The sequence below is a fragment of the Pseudomonas sp. 1D4 genome (assembly GCF_001728925.1).
Classification (GTDB): Bacteria; Pseudomonadota; Gammaproteobacteria; order Pseudomonadales; family Pseudomonadaceae; genus Metapseudomonas; species Metapseudomonas otitidis.
In genome coordinates this window covers 1-21,627 of sequence record NZ_LXJQ01000012.1, presented here as the reverse complement: position 1 = coordinate 21,627, position 21,627 = coordinate 1, and the positions used below count along the sequence as shown (strand labels likewise).

Here is a 21,627-nt window from a genome sequence, read left to right as displayed (position 1 = left end):
TGCTCGTTCACAACGAGGGCGTGGCCCTGCGTTCATGCGCGCTCCCAGGCGCGCACTCACTTCAGCCTGTCGCTGATGTGCCCCTCTTCGATGATCCACTCCATATCCGGGATGCCGTGAGTGCCGTCCTCAGTCAGAAGAAAATGGCCGCTTGGGTGGATGGTGTAGTCATCGCCGCACGCTACCAAACGTGAAAGCGCCATCACTTGGGATCGGATGTAGGGAATGGCTGCCGTTCTGATCGGCGCACCAAAGAACACGAATCGAGAGCCGTTGATCGCTTCGGGTTGAATCATCCAGCCGCCTCGATAAAGCGCTTTCTGGTCGTCATTCAGCAGTCTCGCAACGTCTTCCCCTGTGGTCTCAATACACCCTGCGATTTCTTCAGTCGTGAGTGAGTAATCCAGTTCGATCCAGCCAGCCACCGTTGTATAGGCACCCATTCTTCGCTCCTCTGTCTGTCGCATTCAGGACTGAATGTCGCGATTGTCACCGGTGAAAAACGAATGCGGCTACAATCCGCGCCACCGTGATTCTGCACCGAGGTCTCTCATGCAACCCTTCGCCATCGCCCCGTCGATCCTGTCCGCCGATTTCGCACGCCTGGGCGAGGATGTGGACAAGGTGCTCGCTGCCGGCGCCGACATCGTCCACTTCGACGTGATGGACAACCACTACGTGCCCAACCTGACCATCGGCCCGATGGTGTGTTCGGCGCTGCGCAAGTACGGCGTGACCGCGCCCATCGACGTGCACCTGATGGTCTCCCCGGTGGACCGCATCATCGGCGATTTCATCGAAGCCGGCGCCACCTACATCACCTTCCACCCGGAAGCGACCCAGCACATCGACCGCTCCCTGCAACTGATCCGCGACGGTGGCTGCAAGTCCGGCCTGGTGTTCAACCCGGCCACTCCGCTGGACAGCCTGAAGTACGTGATGGACAAGGTGGACATGATCCTCCTGATGAGCGTGAACCCCGGTTTCGGCGGGCAGAAGTTCATCCCCGGTACCCTGGACAAGCTGCGCGAAGCCCGTGCGCTGATCGAGGCCTCGGGCCGCGACATCCGCCTGGAGATCGACGGTGGGGTGAACGTGAAGAACATCCGCGAGATCGCCGCCGCAGGTGCCGACACCTTCGTCGCCGGCTCGGCCATCTTCAATGCGCCGGACTACGCCGAAGTCATCGCCGCCATGCGCGCCGAGCTGGCCCAGGCCTGATGAACGCGCTGCAACGGCTGTTCGACGGCCGCCTGCCGCGTCTGGTGATGTTCGACCTGGACGGCACCCTGATCGACTCGGTGCCGGACCTGGCCGCCGCAGTGGACCGCATGCTGGTCAGCCTCGGGCGTCCACCCGCCGGGGTCGAGCGCGTGCGCGACTGGGTCGGCAACGGTGCGCGGGTGCTGGTGCGCCGGGCCCTGGCTGGTGGCATCGACCACAGCGCCGTGCATGACGAGGACGCGGAGAAAGCCCTGGAGATCTTCCTGGAGGCCTATGCCGACAGCCATGCGCTGACCGAGGTCTACCCGGGCGTGGCGGAAACCCTGAAGTGGTTGCGCAAGCGCAAGATCGAGCTGGCGCTGATCACCAACAAGCCCGAGCGTTTCGTGGCGCCGTTGCTGGACCAGATGAAGCTGGGGCGCTACTTCCCGCTGATCATCGCCGGCGACACCCTGCCCCAGCAGAAGCCGGACCCGGCTGCGCTGCTGCATGTGATGCACATGACCGGGGTCAGTCGCAACGAGGCGCTGTTCATCGGCGACTCGCGCAACGATGTGCTGGCCGCCAAGGCGGCGGGGGTCAAGTGCGTGGCGCTGAGCTACGGCTACAACCACGGTCGGCCCATCGACGAGGAGGAGCCGGCGCTGGTGGTGGACGACCTGCGCGAGCTGCTGCCTGGCGGTTGCGCCGCACACGGCGCTGCGCTAATGTCGCCCGACTCCCCAGATCATCTGCCTCATAGAAGAGATAGAAACGTGCTGGTTCCCTGCAAGCTCTGGCTCGAACGAGCCTCCATGCGAATCATCAAGGCCGTGGCCCGTTGGCGCTGGCGCGCCTGATTCCATTCTGGCCGGACCGGTCCGGCGCGCTTGCACACCGACGTCTTTTATCCAGGAGCCCACCCGGGCTCCTCGCCCCACGAGGCAGATCATGACCCGCGATGAATTCCTGCGTTTGGCCGCCCAAGGCTACAACCGCATCCCGCTCGCCTTCGAAACCCTGGCGGACTTCGACACCCCGCTTTCCCTCTACCTGAAGCTGGCCGATGCGCCGTACTCCTACCTGCTGGAGTCGGTCCAGGGCGGCGAGAAGTGGGGGCGTTACTCCATCATCGGCCTGGCCAGTCGCACGGTGCTGCGTGCCCATGGCGCGAGGGTCAGCGTCAGCGTCGATGACCAGGTGGTGGAGGCCGTGGACAGCGAAGACCCGCTGGCCTTCGTCGAGGCATTCAAGGAGCGTTACCAGGTCGCGCCCATCGACGGCCTGCCGCGCTTCAATGGCGGCCTGGTGGGCTACTTCGGCTACGACTGCGTGCGCTATGTCGAGAAGCGCCTGGCCAACTGCCCGAACCCTGACCCCCTGGGCACGCCGGACATCCTGCTGATGGTGTCGGATGCGGTGATCGTGTTCGACAACCTGGCAGGCAAGCTGCACGCCATCGTGCTGGTGGACCCGAGCCAGCCAGACGCTTTCGAGCAGGGCCAGGCCCGCCTCGATGCGCTGCGGCAGACACTCCGCCAGCCGGTGGTGCCGCGCCTGGGTGTCGACCCGAGCCTGCCGGTGGAGTTGCAGAGCGACTTCCGCTCCAGCTTCACCCGCGAGGACTACGAGCGGGCAGTGGGCGAGATCAAGGAATACATCCTCGCGGGCGACTGCATGCAGGTGGTGATTTCCCAGCGCATGTCGGTGCCCTTCGAGGCAGCGCCGATCGACCTCTACCGGGCGCTGCGCTGCTTCAACCCGACCCCCTACATGTACTTCTTCAACTTCGGCGACTTCCATGTGGTGGGCAGTTCGCCGGAGGTGCTGGTGCGGGTCGAGGATGGCCTGGTCACCGTGCGCCCCATTGCCGGCACCCGTCCCCGTGGCGCCACCGAGGATGCCGACCTGGCTTTGGAAGAGGACCTGCTGTCCGACGCCAAGGAGCTGGCCGAGCACCTGATGCTGATCGACCTGGGCCGCAATGACGTGGGGCGCGTGTCCGCCACCGGTTCGGTGAAGGTCACCGAGAAGATGGTGATCGAGCGCTATTCCAACGTGATGCACATCGTTTCCAACGTCACCGGCCAGTTGAAGGACGGCGTCTCCGCGATGGATGCGCTGCGGGCGATCCTGCCGGCGGGCACCCTGTCGGGGGCGCCGAAGATCCGTGCGATGGAAATCATCGACCAACTGGAGCCGGTTAAGCGCGGGGTCTACGGCGGTGCCGTGGGCTACCTGGCGTGGAACGGCAACATGGACACCGCCATCGCGATCCGCACGGCGGTCATCAAGGATGGGCAACTGCACGTGCAGGCTGGCGCCGGCATCGTTGCCGACTCGGTCCCCGCACTGGAATGGGAGGAGACGCTGAACAAGCGCCGCGCCATGTTCCGTGCCGTGGCGCTCGCCGAGCAGACCACCAAGACTGACGCCTGAGGACCCTGCCATGTTGCTGATGATCGATAACTACGACTCCTTTACCTACAACGTGGTGCAGTACCTGGGTGAGCTGGGTGCCGATGTCCATGTGATCCGCAATGACGAGCTGAGCATCGCCCAGATCGAGGCGCTCAAGCCCGAGCGCATCGTCGTCTCCCCGGGGCCGTGCACCCCCACCGAGGCGGGGGTGTCGCTGGAGGCCATCCTGCATTTCGCCGGCAAGCTGCCGATCCTGGGCGTGTGCCTGGGCCACCAGAGCATCGGCCAGGCCTTCGGCGGCGATGTGGTGCGGGCGCGCCAGGCGATGCACGGCAAGACCAGCCCGGTCTTCCACCATGACCAGGGTGTGTTCCAGGGCCTGAACAACCCGCTCACGGTGACCCGCTACCACTCGCTGGTGGTCAAGCGCGAAACCCTGCCGGAGTGCCTGGAGGTGACTGCCTGGACCCAGCACGAAGACGGTTCGGTGGACGAGATCATGGGGCTGCGCCACAAGACCCTGAACATCGAGGGTGTACAGTTCCATCCGGAGTCCATACTCACCGAGCAGGGGCACGAGCTGTTCGCCAACTTCCTCAAGCAACAGGGCGGGGTACGCTGACATGGACATCAAGGAAGCCCTCGGCCGCGTGGTCAACCAACTGGACCTGACCACCGAGGAAATGCAGGCGGTGATGCGCCAGATCATGACCGGGCAGTGCACCGACGCGCAGATCGGTGCCTTCCTGATGGGTATGCGCATGAAGAGCGAGACCATCGACGAGATCGTCGGGGCCGTGTCGGTGATGCGCGAGCTGGCCAGCCGTGTGGAGCTGTCGAGCCTGGATCGCGTGGTGGACGTGGTTGGCACCGGCGGCGATGGCGCCAACATCTTCAATGTGTCCTCGGCGGCGACCTTCGTGGTCGCGGCCGCAGGGGGCAAGGTGGCCAAGCACGGCAACCGCGCGGTGTCCGGCAAGACCGGTAGCGCCGACGTGCTGGAGGCCGCCGGCATCTACCTGGACCTGAAACCCGAGCAGGTGGCCCGCTGCATCGAGCATGTCGGCGTCGGCTTCATGTTCGCCCAGGTCCACCACAAGGCGATGAAGTACGCCGCCGGCCCGCGTCGCGAGCTGGGGCTGCGCACACTGTTCAACATGCTCGGCCCGCTTACGAATCCGGCCGGTGTGAAGCACCAGGTGGTGGGGGTGTTCAGCCAGGCACTTTGCCGGCCACTGGCCGAGGTGCTCAAGCGACTGGGTAGCCAGCACATCCTGGTGGTGCATTCGAAGGATGGCCTCGACGAGCTGAGCCTGGCGGCACCGACCCATGTGGCCGAGCTGAAGGACGGTGTGGTCACTGAATATCAGGTGCAGCCGGAGGACTTCGGCATCAAGAGCCAGAGCCTGATCGGCCTGACCGTGGACAGCCCGCAGCAGTCCCTTGAACTGATCCGCGATGCCCTGGGGCGTCGCAAGACCGAGAACGGCCAGAAGGCCGCAGAGATGATCGTGCTCAACGCCGGCGCTGCGCTTTATGCAGCGGACCACGCGAGCACCTTCAAAGAGGGTGTGCAATTGGCCCACGATGCCCTGCACACCGGCCTTGCCCGCGAGAAGCTGGAGGAACTGGCCTCCTTCACCGCGGTGTTCCGAGTGGAGAACGAAGCGTGAGCGTCCCGACCGTCCTAGAAAAGATCCTCGCCCGCAAGGCCGAGGAAGTCGCCGAGCGACGTGCTCGCACGTCGCTGAGCCAACTGGAAGCGCTGGCCCGTTCGGCCGATGCACCACGCGGGTTTGCCCAGGCCTTGCAGGACAAGGTCGCGCTGCGCGAACCGGCGGTCATCGCCGAGGTGAAGAAGGCGTCCCCGAGCAAGGGCGTCATCCGCGAGAACTTCGTGCCCGCACAGATCGCCCGCAGCTACCAGGACGGTGGCGCCACCTGCCTGTCGGTGCTCACCGATGTGGATTTCTTCCTGGGTGCCGATGAGTACCTGAAGGAAGCCCGGGCGGCCTGCTCCCTGCCGGTGATCCGCAAGGACTTCCTCATCGATCCCTATCAGGTTGTGGAGGCCCGTGCATTGGGCGCCGATTGTGTCCTGCTGATCGTTGCGGCGCTGTCCGACCTGCAGATGGCGGAGCTGGCTGCCACGGCGAAGGACGTGGGGCTGGATGTGCTGGTGGAAGTGCACGATGGCGATGAGCTGGAGCGGGCACTGAAGACCCTCGATACGCCGCTGGTGGGCATCAACAACCGCAACCTGCACACCTTCGATGTCAGTCTGGAGACCACACTGGACCTGCTGCCGCGCATCCCGCGCGACCGCATCGTCATCACCGAGAGCGGCATTCTCAACCGGGCGGATGTCGAGCTGATGGAAGTGAGTGAGGTCTACGCCTTCCTGGTTGGCGAGGCGTTCATGCGTGCCGAGGAGCCTGGGACCGAACTGCGTCGGTTGTTCTTCCCGGAGCGTGGGCGGGTCAAGCTGAGCGCCGACCCGAACTGATCGATGTGCACATGGAAAAGCCGGCGTCCTGCCGGCTTTTTCATATGCGCGTCTCAGCGTGTCCCGAAGACCACCATGGTCTTGCCCTTGACGTGCACCAGGCCCTGTTCCTCCAGGCTCTTGAGCACGCGACCGACCATTTCGCGGGAGCAGCCGACAATCCGGCCGATTTCCTGGCGGGTGATCTTGATCTGCATGCCATCGGGGTGGGTCATGGCATCGGGCTGCTTGCACAGGTCCAGCAGGGTACGGGCAACACGGCCGGTCACGTCGAGGAAGGCCAGGTCGCCCACCTTGCGGGTGGTGTTACGCAGTCGGTCGGCCATCTGACTGCCCAGTGCGTAGAGGATTTCCGGGTCCTGCTGGGTCAGTTCACGGAACTTGGCATAGCTGAGCTCGGCCACTTCGCATTCGGTCTTGGCACGGACCCAGGCGCTGCGCTCTTTCTCGGCGCCTTCCTTTTCGAACAGGCCCATCTCACCGAAGAAGTCCCCGGCATTGAGGTAGGCGATGATCATTTCACGACCATCGTCGTCTTCGATCAGGATGGTGACGGAGCCTTTGATGATGAAGAAGAGCGTTTCACAGCGGTCGCCCGCATAGATGATGGTGCTCTTGGCGGTGTAACGACGGCGATGACAATGCGCGAGAAGCTTGTCTAGGTTCTTGATCTTTGGAGTGAGGGTAATAGCTACCATGCCCGAGTCCCGAAATATAAATAGATAAGCCCTTGTCCAACAGGCACATTCTTATTAGTTATCTGGCTAAGTGTGCCAGTTATCCGACGTCAGCTTAACAGACGCACCGTGACCGGTGAGCCGATTTTGAGACACAGATAACAACTGCCGGGTAACTATTCGACCAGCGTATGTGACGCCGGGGTGTCGCCAGGCGCTGTGATAAGCTGGCGCCCCTTTTTCTCAGAGCCTGGAGTCTGGTGATGAAAGCGCGTATCCAGTGGGCGGGCGAGGCCCTGTTCCTCGGCGAGTCCGGCAGCGGCCATGCTGTGGTGATGGACGGCCCGCCGGAAAGCGGTGGCCGCAACCTCGGCGTGCGGCCGATGGAGATGCTCCTGCTGGGGCTGGGGGGCTGCACCAACTTCGACGTGGTGAGCATCCTCAAGAAGTCGCGCCAGCCGGTGGAGAGCTGCGAGGCGTTCCTCGAAGCCGAGCGCGCTGAAGAGGACCCGAAGGTGTTCACCAAGATCCATGTGCATTTCGTGGTTAAAGGCCGAGGCCTCAAGGAAGCCCAGGTCAAGCGTGCCGTCGAGTTGTCTGCCGAGAAGTACTGCTCCGCCTCCATCATGCTGGGGCGTGCGGGCGTCGAGATCACCCACGACTACGAGATCGTTGAACTCGGCTGAGCCTTCGACATCCGATCATCATATTGGGGGCGCAAACTCTGGTAGATGGCTTTCGTCATCTGCATAATGCGCCCCCTCGAATTCCAGGGGTCTTCTGCCCCAGAACCGATAACCACAATCGCCATCGCGAAGAGGTGTAAACCGTCCTACGCAGAAGTGTCGTGCGCTTCTGACGGGCATGCTCAACCACGCGGCAGAGCCGCACACGACGAGAGTTCACAAACGGTGAAAAGCAAACTCAAGCTCCACGGGTTCAATAACCTGACAAAGACCTTGAGCTTCAACATCTATGACATCTGCTACGCGGAAACCCCCGAGGACCAGCAGGCCTACGTCCAGTACATCGACGAAGAGTACGATGCCGAACGCCTGACCCAGATCCTCACCGACGTGGTCGACATCATCGGTGCCAATATCCTCAACATCGCCCGGCAGGATTACGATCCCCAGGGAGCGAGCGTCACCATCCTCATTTCCGAGCAGCCGGTGACGCCTACCGACAGCCAGATTGAGGAATCCCCCGGCCCGTTGCCCGAGACGATCCTGGCTCACCTGGACAAGAGCCACATCACCGTTCACACCTACCCGGAAATCCATCCGGTGGAAGGCATTGCGACCTTCCGTGTGGACATTGACGTGTCCACCTGCGGCGTGATTTCGCCGCTCAAGGCCCTGAACTACCTCATCCACCAGTTCGACTCCGACATCGTCACCGTCGACTACCGTGTGCGTGGTTTCACCCGTGACGTGGAAGGGCGCAAGCACTTCATCGACCACGAGATCAACTCGATCCAGAACTACCTCTCCGACGACACCCGCGACGCGTACCAGATGACCGACGTGAATGTGTATCAGGAGAACCTGTTCCACACGAAGATGCTGCTCAAGGACTTCGAACTGGACAACTACCTGTTCGGCGATGCCGCCTCCAACCTGACCGCCGAACAGCGGCAGCAGGTGGAAGAGCGTGTGCGCCACGAGATGCTGGAAATCTTCTATGCCCGCAACATGCCCCGCTGAGGGCTGCGAGCTGGAATGACAAAGGGCGCCGAACGGCGCCCTTTTGTTTTAACGTGCTGTGCCCGGGTCAGATCCGGTAGGTGCTCTTGGTCATGACCTTGGACAGCAGCGTCATGCCGAACTTCACCGGGGCGGGGAAGCGCAGGCCGCCGGCTTCCAAGGCGGTGGTGGAGTGGTGTTCCTCGTCGACCCGCATCTGTTCGAGGATGGCTCGGCTTTTGGCATCCTGCGGCGGGATCTGGTGCAGGTGCTCGTCCAGATGCTTGCAGACCTGGTCCTCGGTGGCCGCGACGAAGCCCAGGCTGACGCGGTCGCTGATCAGACCGGCCATTGCGCCCACGCCGAACGACAAACCATAGAACAGCGGGTTGAGCACGCTGGGGCGGCTGCCCAGTTCACGGATGCGTTGCTCGCACCAGACCAGGTGGTCGATCTCCTCCTCGGCGGCGTGTTCCATTGCCTGGCGCACCTCGGGCAGCTTGGCGGTCAGCGCCTGGCCCTGGTAAAGCGCCTGGGCACAGACCTCGCCGGTGTGGTTGATGCGCATCAGGCCGGCCACGTGGCGTGTGTCGTCCTCGCTCATCGGCGCATCGTCCTGCAGGTTGGCGGGCGACGGGCGGTAAGGCTGGCCTTTGAACGGCAGGAGGGTCTTGAGGGCGGCATCGGCCTGCAGCAGCAGGCGGTCGGCGGGAGAGTAGTGACGTTCGGTAGCCATGGGGCACCTCGACAGGCGAAAACTGGCGGAGAGTTTACTCCATTGCTCCCCTCCGGGCTTGATCGGGATCAGTCGCATTCCGGCGCTGCCCGCTGACTTGAGGCTCAGCCCGGGGGCCAGTCCAGTTGGCGCTGCCCGAGCAGGTGCATGTGGACGTGGTGGTAGACCGCCTGCCCGGCCAGTTCACGGTCGTCCTCGGTTTAGGTGGTTTAGGGTCTCGATGTGTCGCTTGGGGATGACTAGGAAGTGCACCGGCGCCTGTGGGGCGATGCCATGGGGCGCGACAATGTGATCGTCTTCGTACAGCGTACGTGCCGGGATCTGCGCAGCGACTATTTTGCAGAACAGACAGTCCACCTGGGTTCTGCGGGCTGATATAAGAATCGCCCGAGTCTAGCGGCGGACCATCGACTCCGGCCAGCAGTGAAACCCACAAGGAGCCTGTGTGAAGAACGACATCCACGACCTGGGCCTGGTGCTCGATTCCAAGGTCAAGCTCATCGTCATCGAGTCCTGGGATGAGCAACGCGTGCTGGAGACCCTTACTACCCTTGCGGTCAAGCGGGGCATGAGCCTGTTCACCTGGTCGGTGACCGAGGGACTGCAGCGTCTCGGCTTCGGCGGCGAGCCTCTGGGGGGCGAGGAGACGGTCGACCCGGAGAAGGCCCTGCGCCTGATCAAGGGCGACCTCCAATCCAGCCTGTACGTGATGTGTGACCTGCACCCGTTCCTGGAGGACAACCCCCGGCTGGTGCGCTTGCTGAAGGAAGTGGCGATGGCCGACTCGCCCCAGCGCCCGACCCTGGTGCTGGTGTCCCATGCCCTGCGCCTGCCGCCGGAGGTGCAGCGCTACAGCGCCCGCTTCGCCCTGGCGTTGCCCAGCGAGGATGAGTTGCTGGCCATCGTCCGGGAGGAAGCGACCCGCTGGAGCGAGCGCAACCGTGGCGCCCGGGTGCGTACCGACAACCGTACCCTCCTGCAGGTTGTGAAGAACCTGCGGGGGCTCAGCCATGGTGAGGCGCGCTCCCTGGCCCGCAATGTGATCTGTGATGACGGCGCCATCACCCAGGAAGACCTGCCGGAACTGAACAAGACCAAGTTCCAACTGCTGGACCTGGAGGGCGTGCTCAGCTTCGAATACGACACGGCACGTTTTGCCGAGGTGGGTGGCCTGGCCAACCTCAAGCGCTGGCTCGGTGAGCGCCAGGGGGCCTTCATCGATGGCAAGGCCGAGGACCGGCCCAAGGGCATGCTGCTGGTGGGGGTACAGGGCGGCGGCAAGAGCCTGGCCGCCAAGGCGGTCGCCGGCCTTTGGGGACTGCCCCTGCTGCGCCTGGACTTCGCCTGCCTGTACAACAAGTTCTTCGGTGAGACCGAGCGCAACCTGCGGGAGGCGCTTCGCCTCGCCGAGCAGATGGCGCCGTGCGTGCTGTGGATGGACGAGATCGAAAAGGGCTTGGCCAGCGGCGACCATGACGGGGGTGTGAGCCAGCGTGTGCTCGGGACGCTGCTGACCTGGATGTCTGAGCGCAAGGCGCCGGTCTTCATGATCGCCACCGCCAACGCCATTCATCGCCTGCCGCCGGAGCTGGTGCGCAAGGGGCGTTTCGACGAGCTGTTCTTCGTCGACCTGCCGGACCCGGCGACCCGCGCGGAGATCTTCCGCATCCACCTGTCCCGCCGGGGCATGGACCTTGCTCTGTTCGATCTGTCGGCACTGGCGTCGGCGTCCGATGGATTTTCCGGTGCCGAGATCGAGCAGGCCGTCGTGGGCATGTACTACGCCGCCCAGGCAGCGCAAAGCGATGTCAGCCAGGCGCTGCTCCTGCAGCAGTTGCATGGGACGGCGCCGTTGTCGGTGATCATGTCGGAAGAGTTGGCGGCCCTGCGCAGCTGGGCAGCCAGCCGCTGCGTGCGCGCGGACTGAGCGGGCGCGTTCAGCCGGCCACGAATCGGCGGTTGATGCGGGCAGTGAGTCGACGTGTCAGCCAGCGCGGCATGAAGCGTGATGCTATTGCCGCCAGGCGGTTGCGCCAGCCTGGGATGATGATGGCGCGGTTCTTTTCCAGGGCGCGTACGGTGTACAGCGCCACCTCTTCCGCACTCATCAGCAGGGGCGAGCTCTCCAGCTTCTCCCCGACCATGCGGGCATGGCGGAAGAAGGCGGTGCGCACGGGCCCGGGGCAGAGGACGGAAACCTTCACACCATGGCGCTTCAGCTCTTCGCGCAAGCCTTCGGAGAAGTGCAGCACGTAGGCTTTGCTGGCGTAGTAGTTGCTCATCCAGCCGCCGGGCTGGAACCCGGCAACGGAGGCGACATTGAGGATCTGCCCTTCGCCCCGCCCGGCCATGGCGCCACCGAGCTCATGGCAGAGCCGTGCCAGGGCGAGGATGTTCAACTCGATCAGCTCCTGTTCACGGCTCCACGGTTGCTGGACATAGAGGCCGGCACTGCCGATGCCGGCGTTGTTGACCAGCAGGTCGATCTGGCGACCGCCCTGGTTGAGCTCATGCAGCAGGCCGGATAGCTGGAGGGGTTCGGCGAGGTCACAGGTGCGGTAGAGGACCTCGACGCCAAAGCGTTGGGTCAGCTCATAGGCGATGCTCTCGAGCGCATCACGCTGGCGAGCCACCAGGATCAGGTGGCGACCCCGGCGAGCCAGGGCCTCTGCGAGGGCCAGTCCCAGGCCGCTGGAGGCGCCGGTGATGAGGGCATAGCGGGGCATCGTTAATCTCCTGGTGGGGCCGGGTTGGACAGCGCCGGCCCCGGGAGGTTGCTCAGTTCGACTCGTAGTCGTCCTGTTCGGCCGGTGCTTCGGCTTCCATGCCCTGGTCATCCGAGTACTCCGCTTCGTCGGCGGGAGTGGCGGCGTAATCGCTGCTGTCCACGTCGGCCGGCATCTCGTAGCTGCTGCCGGAGAAGTCGGAGTCCAGGGCACTGAGGGCACCGGCGCCGGCGAACATCAGCACGCCGATGATGGCCAGGACGGCGAGGATGCCGCTGCCGATGGAGATCCAGGCCATGACCAGTACCGAGGTGCTGTTCGGCGGCTGGATCTGGCCATAACGGTTGGGGCCCTGGGTGCCGGGAATCACCATCATCAGAATCGGGAAGACCGAGCCGACGAAGGGGACGAAGTTCAGCAGGTACAACCAGCCCGACCAGCCGATGTCATGCAGGCGCTGGACACCGAACTGAACGTTGACCACCACCAGAGCGATAATTTCGAGTGCGAAAAGAATACCGCCGATCACCGGGAACTCGGACATCAGCAGTGCGGTGAGGCCCACGATCGGCAGGGCTGCCAGGATCAGGACCATCGACCAGGCGAGGTAGCGCATCCTGCCGATTCGACCGGTGACACCGAAGGGGCGCAGTTCGCCGAACTCCGGCAGGGCTTCACCTACCTGCGCTTGGGGCGTGGCATAGGGCGATGCTGCACCGGTTGCCGGCGCCATCACGGCCGGCGCGCTTTCGGCTTTTTGGGCCTGGCGGGCCAGGAACTTCTCGATGACGATGCCGCAGGCCTTGCACTCGATTGCCTTGGGCTGTTCATGGCCGCACTTGGGACAGGTCATGTTGGGTTGGTCTTCTTCGGCCTGGGGCGAGGCATCCGGGGTGGGGTGGTCCTCGGTCTCCACCAGGCTCAGTCCGGCGGCGATGTCGGGCTCCTTGCGGACGTTGGCACCGGCGCGCTGCAGGGCCGCCAGGTACTTGTCCGCTTCGCCGTCCTCGAGGTCGCGCTTCAGGGCAACGGGACGGCCATTGAACAGGGCTTCGATCTTGTCGGCGTCGCTCTTGAACAGGCGGGCGAGGTTCTCCTTGACCGAGTCCAGTGCCGCACCGGGCATCAGTTCACCTTCGAATACGATCTTGTAGCGAGCGTCGGACATGCGGGCATCCTTGTCGGCTGTAGGGTTGAGGATGGCCAAGCGTACTGGTGGCAGCGCCTGGCTTACAAGCCGTGGAGGCAGGAAAAAGCGGGGGGCTTCACGCTGTAGGCAAGGGTTTCCAGCGCCCGACGAGACGGCCGCGCCGCAACAGGCTCATGGAGCCGAATCGTGCCGGGAGTCCTTCGGCAGTGTGTGGACGGAGAAACACCCAGTCATCGGGTTGCAGTCGATTGGCTGCGGAGCCGATCAGCCGCTCCTGATTGGCGCTGCGGCCATAGAGCGGGTCGTAGGCGAGTCCGGCTGGTGAGGCCGGGATGGCTTGCCAGCCACCGCCATATAAATAGAAGGCCTGTTCGCGGTTCGGGTCCCAACTGCTCATGAGGCCATGGGCGCTCTCAAGGTAGGGCAGGTCGCCGTTGACCGTTTTGAGCACGGGAGCGGCGATCCAGCAGGCTGCCTGGTAGGCGCTGAGGCTTTCGGTATCGAAGTCCGAAGGTTTGAGTAGCGCCGAACCCACGGCGATTTCGTTTAGTGGGCTGGCTCCAGACAGGTGTTGCATGCAGGTGAGGCTGCCGGCGCCATTCAACAAAGGTGTTTCTGGCCAGACCTTGCCTGCGCGCATGGCCTGTTCCAGGAAGGCTCGGTAGCAGGTGTTGGCCTGCACGAGGGCGCCCCCGCTCCAGAAGGGCGCATGGGCGACCTGGGCGTCATAGCCCATCAGCCCACGCAGCGTGAACACGTCGGGATGATGTTCGATCAGTGAGAGGCTGGCAGCAAACTGCTCGGGTGAGGTGTGACCGCCGCGACGCAAGCCGACATCGATTTCCAGGGCAATGGACAGCGGGCGCTGCAGGGCGAGTGCCATGTCGCGGTATTGCACCAGGCGCTCCGGGCTGTCCATCAACCAGGTGAGCTGCCGGTCGGGGTTGAATGCTGCAGCCGCGGGGAGTTGTTGGTAGAAGGCCAGGGCTGCGGCGACCGGCAGGGGCTTGCCGAGCAGTAGGTCGCTGTCGGGGAACGCCTCGGCCAGTTGGTTAACCTGGGGTTGATGGAAGACCATGAAACGCCGAGTGCCTAGGCGCTTGGCGAGGTAGTCGAGCAGAGCCGTTGAGGCGAGCGATTTGCTCACCAGGCGCAGTTTCATGCTGCCTAGACGGCTGTTCAACAGGTCCGCGTTGGCGTCCAGGCGATCAAGGTCGATCACCAGCTGGGGCACGCCGCCACCCTGCTGGTGCAGCAGGGCCTGCAACTGGGCGAAGTAAGGCGCATGAGGCGCGCCCCGGTCGGTGGGGCGGGCCGCCCACAGCCCCAGTGTGCCCAGCGCTCCGAGGCCGGCGAGCAGACGGCGACGCTTCATCCCTGGTAAGGCTGTGCCAGGTGGGAGATGCGTTGGACAGCAGCACGGTACTCGCTGTCGAGGCGCTGCACCAACTCATCGATGGAGGGGAGGTCGTGGATGCCTCCGACGCCCTGGCCCGCTGACCAGACTGTCTTCCAGGCCTTGGCTTCGTCGCTCACGGGTTTGAGTTTTTCACCGTAGTTGACGTCCCCCTTGTCGTTGAGGCGGGTGAGGTCGTATCCGGCGGCCTCCAGGCTCTGGCGCATGAAGCTGGCCGGAACGCCCGAGACGGCGGGGGTGTGGACGATATCGGCCGCCCGTGCGTCCAGCAGCATTTGCTTGTAGGCGGCGCTGGCCTGGCTCTCCCGGGTGGCAATGAAGCGAGTGCCCAGGTAGGCGAGGTCCGCCCCGAGGAGCTGGGCCGCTAGGATCTCGTGGCCGTGGTTGAGGCAGCCGGCCAGGAGCAGGGTCTTGTCGAAGAACTGGCGGATCTCGGCGACCAGGGCGAAGGGGCTCCAGGTTCCGGCGTGCCCACCGGCGCCTGCTGCGACGGCGATCAGCCCGTCTACACCCGCTTCTGCAGCCTTTTCGGCATGGCGCCGGGTGGTGACGTCATGGAATACCAGGCCGCCGTAGTCGTGCACGGCGTCCACCACTTCCTTCACGGCGCCAAGGCTGGTGATGACGATGGGGACCTTTTTTTCCACACAGATGGCCAGGTCGGCCTGCAGGCGGGGGTTGCTGCCGTGGACGATCAGGTTGACGGCGTAGGGGGCTGCATCGGCTGCCAGCCCAGCGGTGATTTCATCAAGCCAGGCGGCGAAGCCGGCACTCTCGCGCTGGTTCAGGGCGGGGAAGCTGCCGACGACACCGGCGTTGCAACTGGCCAGGACCATGGGCGGTACCGAGACCAGGAACATCGGAGCGGTGACGAGGGGCAGACGCAGGCGATTCTCAAGCAGGGCGGGCAGTGACATCCGACGGTCCTCTTGGATGGGATCAGAAGGGCTTGACCACGACCAGAATGACGATGGCCAGCAGGAACAGCACAGGGACTTCGTTGAACCAGCGGTAGAAGACATGGCTGCGGGCGTTCTCGCCACGGGCGAAGCGCTTGAGCATCGCGCCACAGGCATGGTGGTAACCGATCAGCAGCACCACGAGAGTGAGTTTGGCGTGCAGCCAGCCCTGGCTGAACCAACCAGGGTTGAGGTAGAGCATCGCGCCGCCCAGCAGGAGGGTGGCAATCATCGAGGGGCCCATGATGCCGCGGTAGAGCTTGCGCTCCATGATGCAGAAGCGCTCTCGGCTGGGTTGGTCTTCCGCCGCAGCGTGATAGACGAACAGGCGCGGCAGATAGAAGAGGCCGGCGAACCAGCAGACGACGGCGATGATGTGCAGGGCCTTTAGCCAGAGGTAGAGCATGGAAAATGTCCGTTGTGTGAGATCGGTCCGATAGTAGAGGCACAGGTGGCAGCGCGTCACCCTGACGGTTGGCCCATGGCGGATCGGGCTTTATCATCGGCGCCTTTGCAATGGGCCGCTCTGGCTAGGTGGTTTCGCATGGCTCTTTTCTCATCCTTCCTGCTTCGATCCGCGGACTGCGCTCGCTGATGGCCAGTTGGGAAGTTCGTGTCAGTGATCCGCGTCGCGAACGTCTGTTGAGGCTGGTGCTGTGCGCACTGGTTCTGGCGTTGCCGGCCTCCTTCTTTGCCGGTGGCTGGCAGCAGGCTGAGCGTTCCCGCGACGTGGTCGAGCAGCGGGACCAGTTGTTGCAAGAGAATCAGCAGCAGGCTCGCGAACTGGAGCAACTGCGTCAGCGCCAGGCGGTGCTGGAGAGCGGCGAGCGCTTGGGCCAGCAGGCCAATGAGCAGAGTCGGCAGGCTATCAAGATGATGGAGGAGCAGGTTTTTGCCTTGCAGCAGGAGCTGGCGGTCTACAAGGGCGTGCTGGCTCCCGACCGCCAGGCGGATGGGTTGCGTATTCGCGCCCTAGAGGTGCACGGCACGGACATGCCGTCCCGCTACCGTATGCGCCTGATGCTGAGCCGGGTGGGCAAGGACGAGCGTGCCCTCGCTGGGGCTTTATCGATTCGCATCCTGGGTCGCCAGGGGAACAAGGAGACGGCCTTGCTCCTGGCTGAGCTGGCGAAGGACCTGCCCAAGGGCGGCGTGCCTTTTTCATTCAAGTATTTCCAGGCCATTCCCGATGCCGGGCGCTTCATCGAACTGGAGTTGCCGGAAGGCTTCGTTCCACGTCGCATCGAGGTGAGTGCGCGGGTGGAGGGGCAGCGTGAGCCGCTGTTGCGCACGTTCGACTGGACCGACGAGGAGTCATGAATCTATGTGGAACAAGCAGAAACCCAAGGCAGACCTGCAGCGCTACAGCGGCAAGACCAGCATCATCGCGACCGGTGCTGAACTGGTGGGCGACCTGCGCTTCCAGGGCGCGGTTCAGGTTGATGGGCGCCTTACGGGCAATCTGTCTGCCGTTGAGGGCATGGTGCGCATCAGCGTGGACGGGCTGGTCCAGGGTGAGATCCGTGCGCCCCACGTGATCATTGATGGGGAAGTGCAGGGTGATGTGTACGCGAGCGAGCACCTGGAACTGGGCGCGCGGGCGCGGGTCAAGGGTACGGTGTTGTATGGGTTGATGGAGATGGCGATGGGAGCGCAGATAGACGGGCGCCTGGGCCAGATCAAGGAGTCGGCCAAGCCGCTTGAGCTGCCGTCGCGGGTCGATGAGGCCGATGCTTAATAGTTGACCAGTTTTCTAGGGTAAGCGGATAATGCGCCGCCATAGCGCAGTATGGCGGCGTCAAGCCGGGAGAGTTGCATCATGAGTGTCGAATCCTTCACCCCCACCGCCCTGATGTTCACCCAGGGAGCCGCAAGCAAGGTGAAGAACCTGATCGATGAAGAGGGCAATCCGCGCCTGAAGCTCCGCGTTTTCGTCACCGGTGGCGGCTGCTCCGGGTTCCAGTACGGCTTCACCTTCGATGAAGAGGTGGCCGACGACGACACCATCGTCGAGCGTGACGGCGTGAGTCTTGTAGTCGACCCCATGAGCTTCCAGTATCTGGCAGGCGCGGAGGTGGATTACCAGGAAGGCCTGGAGGGCTCGCGCTTCGTGATCAAGAATCCGAATGCGGCCACCACCTGTGGTTGCGGGCAATCCTTCTCGATCTGATTGGATCTCGTTTGTCGAACGCCGTGCTCATGCACGGCTTTTTCGTTTCAGGCGGGGTAAATCGCGCCGAGGATGCGGGGGCCTTTGGCGCCGGTCACGCTTGGGCGATTGGCAGGAATACCTTCCAGGCAGCAGTGGGCGAGCCAGCCAAAGGCCATGGCTTCCATCCAGTCCGCAGGTACGCCCGCCTCATCGGTGCTGCAAACCCGGGAAGAGGGGAGCAACTCGGCCAATCGCTTCATCAGCGTGTGATTGCGGGCACCACCACCGCAGACCAGTAGTTCGTCGGTATGCGCTTGTGCCACCAGCAGGGCGTCGATGGCGGTACGTGCGGTGAACTCCAACAGAGTGGCTTGGACATCTTTGGCAGCGGGCTGTGTGCTCATTCGTGCCAGTTTGTGGTCCAGCCACGGCAGGTTGAAGTGCTCCCTCCCCGTGCTTTTGGGGCCTTGAGTCGAGAAGAAGTCGTCTGCCATCAGTGCCTGGAGCAAGGCGGCGTCGATCTTGCCGCTGGCGGCCCATTCGCCATCCGCATCGTAGGGTTTGCCTTGATGGCGGGCTATCCAGGCATCCAGCAGGACATTGCCGGGGCCGCAGTCGAAACCGAAGACCGGGCGATCCGGCTGCAACAGCGAGAGGTTGCTGAAACCACCGACGTTCAGGACGGCCCGATGGGCATCGTTGCCGAAAAGGGCTTCGTGGAAGGCGGGCACCAAGGGCGCACCTTGTCCACCCGCCGCCATGTCCCGACGACGGAAGTCGCCGACCGCGGTGATGCCGGTCAGCTCTGCAAGGAGTGCGCAGTTGCCGATCTGGATCGTGAAGCCGAGGGCGGGTTCGTGGCGTACCGTCTGGCCGTGGCTCCCAATGGCTCGAATGGAATCAGGGGTGAGTCCCGTCTGTTGCAGGAGTTTTTGGATGCCTTGTGCAGCGAGCCGGACCCAGCGCTGCTCGGTAAGGGCTGCGCGGGCGAGTTCGTCATTGCCGGGGGTGCAGAGCTTGAGGAGATCCTCCTTCAAGTCGGCAGGCATGGGGATGTAATGGGAAGCGAGGAGCCGCGTGCGGCTTTCCTGCACGATCAGGGCGATGTCCAGCCCGTCCAGACTAGTGCCGGACATGACCCCGATGTAGTGCGGCATGCGGCAGTTACTGCTGCTTGTTCTGAGCGAGCATGGTGGCCTTTTCCTGGTCCATGCGTGCCATCAGCGGTTTGCTCAGTTGCAGGAAACGCTTCTTCTCACTGGCGATGAGTGGGTCGGCCATTGGAAGCTTCACGCTGAGCGGGTCGACGTGCTGGCCGTTGACCTGGAACTCGTAGTGGAGGTGTGGGCCAGTGGAGAGCCCGGTAGTGCCGATATAGCCGATGATCTGTCCCTGTTTGACACTTACGCCGGTCTTGATCCCTTTGGCAAAGCCCTGCATGTGGCCATAGAGGGTGCGGTATTTGCCGCTGTGCTGGATGATCACGGCATTACCGTAACCACCACGACGCCCGGCGAGCATGACCTTGCCATCACCCGTTGCCTTGATCGGTGTTCCGCGTGGGGCGGCGTAGTCAACGCCCTTGTGCGCGCGGATCTTGTTCAGGATGGGGTGCTTGCGGCCCAACGAGAAGCGAGAGCTGATTCGAGCGAAATCCACGGGAGTGCGGATGAAGGCTTTGCGCATCGCTGTGCCGTCATCACGGAAATAGCTGGCGATACCCTGGGCATTGGCAAAGCGGACAGCGGTGTACGTTTTGCCGCGGTTGGTGAACCGCGCCGCGAGGATAGCGCCTGAGCCTACTTCTTTGCCGTTGACGGTCTTTTTCTCATAGATGACTTCGAACTCGTCGCCTTCACGGATATCAAGGGCAAAGTCGATGTCGTAGTCGAAGATGTTTGCCAGGTCCATCGTCAGGTTGTGTGAGAGACCGGCGCGTTTGGCGGAAAGGAACAGAGAGCTGTCGATCACGCCGTGCGCGTAAGCGGAATGAATGTCGGGTTTGGCGATGTCGCGCTTGAAGTCGTAGCCTTTTTCGGTCTTGGCGAGCGTTACTGATTCCAGATCGCTAAGCCGGGAATGAAGGCTCTGGAGCTCGCCTTCCGGGGTCAGCCGGAACTCGAAGGGCTGGCCGACCTTGAGGCGGGTGAGCGTCTTGGCATCCTTGCTACTGTCGAGAATCTCGTGCAGCACGCTCGCGGACAGGCCGACTTTGGCGAACAGTGTGGACAGTGTATCGCCACTTTCGACCTTGACGGTCTTCAGACCAGGGTCGACAGGTGCGTTCGATAAGGAGGCTGAAGTGGAAGCATCCTGCTTGTCCGTGCTGGAATCGTTATCAGCGCTGTCCTTGGCATCTGCGGACGGCGCAATGGTGGCAAAGGGAGTGATCGCCTCGCCTTCGCTGGATAGGCCCTGTCGGAGATCGTCCTTCTCCTGAATCAGTGCTTCGGCACTGTTGTCCATGTCCAGATTGATGTAGGTCTTCTTCGCCTCGACTTCCCGAGACGGGAACACCAGCAAGGCCAGGCTCAGAAGCGCAGCTACACCGCTTGCGGCCAGCAGGTGGCTCTTCGGATAGCGCGGCGCTTTGGGAACGTTATGCGTCATGGCGTGTGGTGTTATTAAGAAAGTGATCTAACTGCCTAAAATATAATCAAATAGGCCCTCAGGCAACCTTGAGAACCGACCTTTCGGCGGTCGGTCTGGCCGCGGGCGCAAAACTTGTAATTAGTCAGCGATCTTGTATGTTTGGTTCCCTTTTGTATTTACGTGGCACGGGGCCTTACATGAAGTCGGTTGAGGAGCAGCTGGCGCTTATCAAGCGCGGCGCGGAAGAAGTACTGGTCGAAGCGGAGCTGATCGAGAAGCTCAAGACGGGGCGGCCGCTGCGCATCAAGGCTGGCTTCGATCCGACGGCGCCTGATCTGCACTTGGGGCATACCGTTCTGATTAACAAGCTGCGTCAGTTCCAGGAGCTGGGGCATCAGGTGGTCTTCCTGATCGGAGACTTCACCGGGATGATTGGGGACCCTAGTGGGAAGAGTGCTACCCGTCCTCCACTGACCCGTGAGCAGGTGTTGGAGAATGCCGAGACCTACAAGGCTCAGGTCTTCAAGATCCTGGACCCTGAACGCACCGAAGTGGCGTTCAATTCCACCTGGATGGACCAGCTGTCACCGGCCGATTTCATTCGTTTGTCTTCTCAGTACACCGTGGCGCGAATGCTTGAGCGGGATGACTTCAGTAAGCGCTATGCTACCAATCAGCCTATCGCCATCCATGAGTTCCTTTATCCGCTGGTTCAGGGCTATGACTCCGTTGCGCTCCGTGCTGATGTCGAGTTGGGTGGTACCGATCAGAAATTCAACCTGCTAATGGGGCGTGAGTTGCAGCGTGCCTACGGGCAGGCATCCCAGTGCATCGTCACCATGCCGCTGCTCGAGGGGCTCGATGGTGTCAAGAAGATGTCCAAGTCCCTTGGTAACTATGTGGGTATCCAGGAGGCGCCGGGCGTCATGTATAACAAGCTGGTGTCGATGCCAGACAGTTTGATGTGGCGCTACTTCGAGTTGCTCAGCTTCCGGTCCATGGATGAGGTCCATCAGTTCAAGCGAGACGTCGAGGCGGGCGCTAATCCTCGTGACATCAAGATCAAGTTGGCCGAAGAGATTGTTGCCCGGTTCCATGGGGAAGAGGCAGCAGCCAGTGCTCATCGCTCGGCAGGCAACCGCATGAAGGATGGCGAGCTGCCGGACGACTTGCCGGAAGTGGAGTTGCTTGCGCCTGAGGCTATGCCGATCTCGTCTGTCCTTAATAAGGCAGGGCTGGTCAAGAATGCTGCGGCGGCGCGTGATCTTCTGGCAGCAGGCAGTGTGCGTGTTGATGGGGAAGTGGTTGATCGTTCGTTTGTCTTCGAGCTAGGCAAGAGTCATGTATGCCAGGCGGGGAAAAAAGCGTTTGCACGCATCTCGCTGAAAGCAGAATGAATTTTT

Annotated in this window: 23 protein-coding genes and 1 pseudogene; 13 read left to right on the top strand and 11 right to left on the bottom strand. The window is 62.9% G+C overall.

From position 1 onward, the window contains the following. Nucleotides 1-56: 56 nt before the first annotated feature. Complete coding sequence (locus A7D27_RS08625; protein ID WP_069562501.1) at nt 57-443, bottom strand: hypothetical protein; 387 nt, start codon at nt 441-443, stop codon at nt 57-59. A 109-nt stretch (nt 444-552) separates the two neighbouring features. Between A7D27_RS08625 and rpe the strand changes: the two genes are divergently transcribed. From rpe to trpC, 6 genes are all read left to right on the top strand, one after another. Next, nucleotides 553-1,221: a ribulose-phosphate 3-epimerase gene (gene rpe / locus A7D27_RS08620; RefSeq protein ID WP_044405705.1), complete on the top strand. Its 669-nt coding sequence runs from the start codon at nt 553-555 to the stop codon at nt 1,219-1,221. Next, complete coding sequence (locus A7D27_RS08615; protein ID WP_044405707.1) at nt 1,221-2,063, top strand: phosphoglycolate phosphatase; 843 nt, start codon at nt 1,221-1,223, stop codon at nt 2,061-2,063. Before rpe ends, A7D27_RS08615 begins: the two co-directional genes overlap by 1 nt. Before the next feature lie 91 nt (nt 2,064-2,154). Beyond that, complete coding sequence (gene trpE / locus A7D27_RS08610) at nt 2,155-3,642, top strand: anthranilate synthase component I (RefSeq protein WP_069562500.1); 1,488 nt, start codon at nt 2,155-2,157, stop codon at nt 3,640-3,642. Nucleotides 3,643-3,652: 10 nt separating this feature from the next. Next, nucleotides 3,653-4,246, top strand: coding sequence for an aminodeoxychorismate/anthranilate synthase component II (locus tag A7D27_RS08605; RefSeq protein ID WP_069562499.1), 594 nt, complete (start codon nt 3,653-3,655; stop codon nt 4,244-4,246). 1 nt (nt 4,247) lies between these two features. Then, nucleotides 4,248-5,297, top strand: a complete 1,050-nt coding sequence (gene trpD, locus A7D27_RS08600; protein ID WP_044405711.1) for an anthranilate phosphoribosyltransferase — start codon at nt 4,248-4,250, stop codon at nt 5,295-5,297. Continuing rightward, nucleotides 5,294-6,130, top strand: coding sequence for an indole-3-glycerol phosphate synthase TrpC (gene trpC / locus A7D27_RS08595; protein WP_069562498.1), 837 nt, complete (start codon nt 5,294-5,296; stop codon nt 6,128-6,130). The genes trpD and trpC overlap by 4 nt, the downstream gene beginning before the upstream one ends. 53 nt (nt 6,131-6,183) lie before the next feature. Here the strand turns inward: trpC and crp are convergent, their stop codons facing one another. Continuing rightward, the gene (crp, locus tag A7D27_RS08590) at nt 6,184-6,828 is read right to left on the bottom strand and encodes a cAMP-activated global transcriptional regulator CRP (RefSeq protein ID WP_044405715.1); all 645 of its coding nucleotides are present in this window, start codon (nt 6,826-6,828) and stop codon (nt 6,184-6,186) included. A 242-nt stretch (nt 6,829-7,070) separates the two neighbouring features. Between crp and A7D27_RS08585 the strand changes: the two genes are divergently transcribed. Next, nucleotides 7,071-7,493, top strand: coding sequence for an OsmC family protein (locus A7D27_RS08585; RefSeq protein WP_069564616.1), 423 nt, complete (start codon nt 7,071-7,073; stop codon nt 7,491-7,493). Between the two features lie 225 nt (nt 7,494-7,718). Next, entirely contained in the window at nt 7,719-8,513 is a 795-nt protein-coding gene (gene speD / locus A7D27_RS08580) for an adenosylmethionine decarboxylase (RefSeq protein WP_069562496.1), read from the top strand. Between the two features lie 67 nt (nt 8,514-8,580). On the opposite strand, the gene coq7 is transcribed toward speD, so the two are convergent. Both coq7 and A7D27_RS27080 read right to left on the bottom strand, forming a co-directional pair. After that, on the bottom strand, nt 8,581-9,228 hold the full coding sequence (gene coq7, locus A7D27_RS08575) for a 2-polyprenyl-3-methyl-6-methoxy-1,4-benzoquinone monooxygenase (protein WP_069562495.1): 648 nt from the start codon (nt 9,226-9,228) through the stop codon (nt 8,581-8,583). Between the two features lie 104 nt (nt 9,229-9,332). Further along, nucleotides 9,333-9,585, bottom strand: a pseudogene (locus A7D27_RS27080) (HIT domain-containing protein). A gap of 88 nt (nt 9,586-9,673) precedes the next feature. Between A7D27_RS27080 and A7D27_RS08570 the strand changes: the two are divergent. After that, nucleotides 9,674-11,155: an AAA family ATPase gene (locus A7D27_RS08570; RefSeq protein WP_069562494.1), complete on the top strand. Its 1,482-nt coding sequence runs from the start codon at nt 9,674-9,676 to the stop codon at nt 11,153-11,155. A gap of 10 nt (nt 11,156-11,165) precedes the next feature. Here the strand turns inward: A7D27_RS08570 and A7D27_RS08565 are convergent, their stop codons facing one another. From A7D27_RS08565 to hemJ, 5 genes are all read right to left on the bottom strand, one after another. Further along, entirely contained in the window at nt 11,166-11,954 is a 789-nt protein-coding gene (locus tag A7D27_RS08565) for an SDR family oxidoreductase (RefSeq protein WP_069564615.1), read from the bottom strand. Between the two features lie 52 nt (nt 11,955-12,006). Then, the gene (locus tag A7D27_RS08560) at nt 12,007-13,122 is read right to left on the bottom strand and encodes a DUF805 domain-containing protein (RefSeq protein WP_069564614.1); all 1,116 of its coding nucleotides are present in this window, start codon (nt 13,120-13,122) and stop codon (nt 12,007-12,009) included. Between the two features lie 97 nt (nt 13,123-13,219). Continuing rightward, complete coding sequence (locus A7D27_RS08555; RefSeq protein ID WP_069564613.1) at nt 13,220-14,479, bottom strand: alanine racemase; 1,260 nt, start codon at nt 14,477-14,479, stop codon at nt 13,220-13,222. Continuing rightward, nucleotides 14,476-15,438 (bottom strand): nitronate monooxygenase family protein, encoded by a 963-nt coding sequence (locus A7D27_RS08550; RefSeq protein WP_069564612.1) that lies wholly within the window; start codon nt 15,436-15,438, stop codon nt 14,476-14,478. Before A7D27_RS08550 ends, A7D27_RS08555 begins: the two co-directional genes overlap by 4 nt. Before the next feature lie 22 nt (nt 15,439-15,460). Beyond that, nucleotides 15,461-15,886, bottom strand: a complete 426-nt coding sequence (gene hemJ, locus A7D27_RS08545; RefSeq protein WP_069562489.1) for a protoporphyrinogen oxidase HemJ — start codon at nt 15,884-15,886, stop codon at nt 15,461-15,463. Between the two features lie 188 nt (nt 15,887-16,074). Here hemJ and A7D27_RS08540 point away from each other — a divergent pair, with 188 nt between their 5' ends. The 3 genes from A7D27_RS08540 to erpA all read left to right on the top strand — a co-directional run bounded on the left by A7D27_RS08540 (nt 16,075) and on the right by erpA (nt 17,650). After that, nucleotides 16,075-16,800, top strand: coding sequence for a DUF6776 family protein (locus tag A7D27_RS08540; RefSeq protein ID WP_069564611.1), 726 nt, complete (start codon nt 16,075-16,077; stop codon nt 16,798-16,800). Nucleotides 16,801-16,804: 4 nt separating this feature from the next. Beyond that, nucleotides 16,805-17,218, top strand: a complete 414-nt coding sequence (locus tag A7D27_RS08535) for a polymer-forming cytoskeletal protein (RefSeq protein ID WP_044405734.1) — start codon at nt 16,805-16,807, stop codon at nt 17,216-17,218. A gap of 81 nt (nt 17,219-17,299) precedes the next feature. Further along, nucleotides 17,300-17,650 carry an iron-sulfur cluster insertion protein ErpA gene (gene erpA, locus A7D27_RS08530; RefSeq protein ID WP_069562486.1) on the top strand — a complete coding sequence of 117 codons (351 nt, stop codon included), beginning with the start codon at nt 17,300-17,302 and terminating at the stop codon, nt 17,648-17,650. Between the two features lie 47 nt (nt 17,651-17,697). Here erpA and A7D27_RS08525 read toward each other — a convergent pair whose 3' ends face one another. Both A7D27_RS08525 and A7D27_RS08520 read right to left on the bottom strand, forming a co-directional pair. After that, a complete protein-coding gene (locus tag A7D27_RS08525) occupies nt 17,698-18,789 on the bottom strand; it encodes an anhydro-N-acetylmuramic acid kinase (protein WP_069562485.1) in 1,092 nt (363 codons plus the stop codon). A 7-nt stretch (nt 18,790-18,796) separates the two neighbouring features. Then, nucleotides 18,797-20,242, bottom strand: coding sequence for a peptidoglycan DD-metalloendopeptidase family protein (locus tag A7D27_RS08520; protein WP_069564610.1), 1,446 nt, complete (start codon nt 20,240-20,242; stop codon nt 18,797-18,799). A 179-nt stretch (nt 20,243-20,421) separates the two neighbouring features. On the opposite strand from A7D27_RS08520, the gene tyrS reads away from it, so the two are divergent. Next, a complete protein-coding gene (gene tyrS, locus A7D27_RS08515) occupies nt 20,422-21,621 on the top strand; it encodes a tyrosine--tRNA ligase (RefSeq protein WP_069564683.1) in 1,200 nt (399 codons plus the stop codon). Nucleotides 21,622-21,627: the final 6 nt, after the last annotated feature.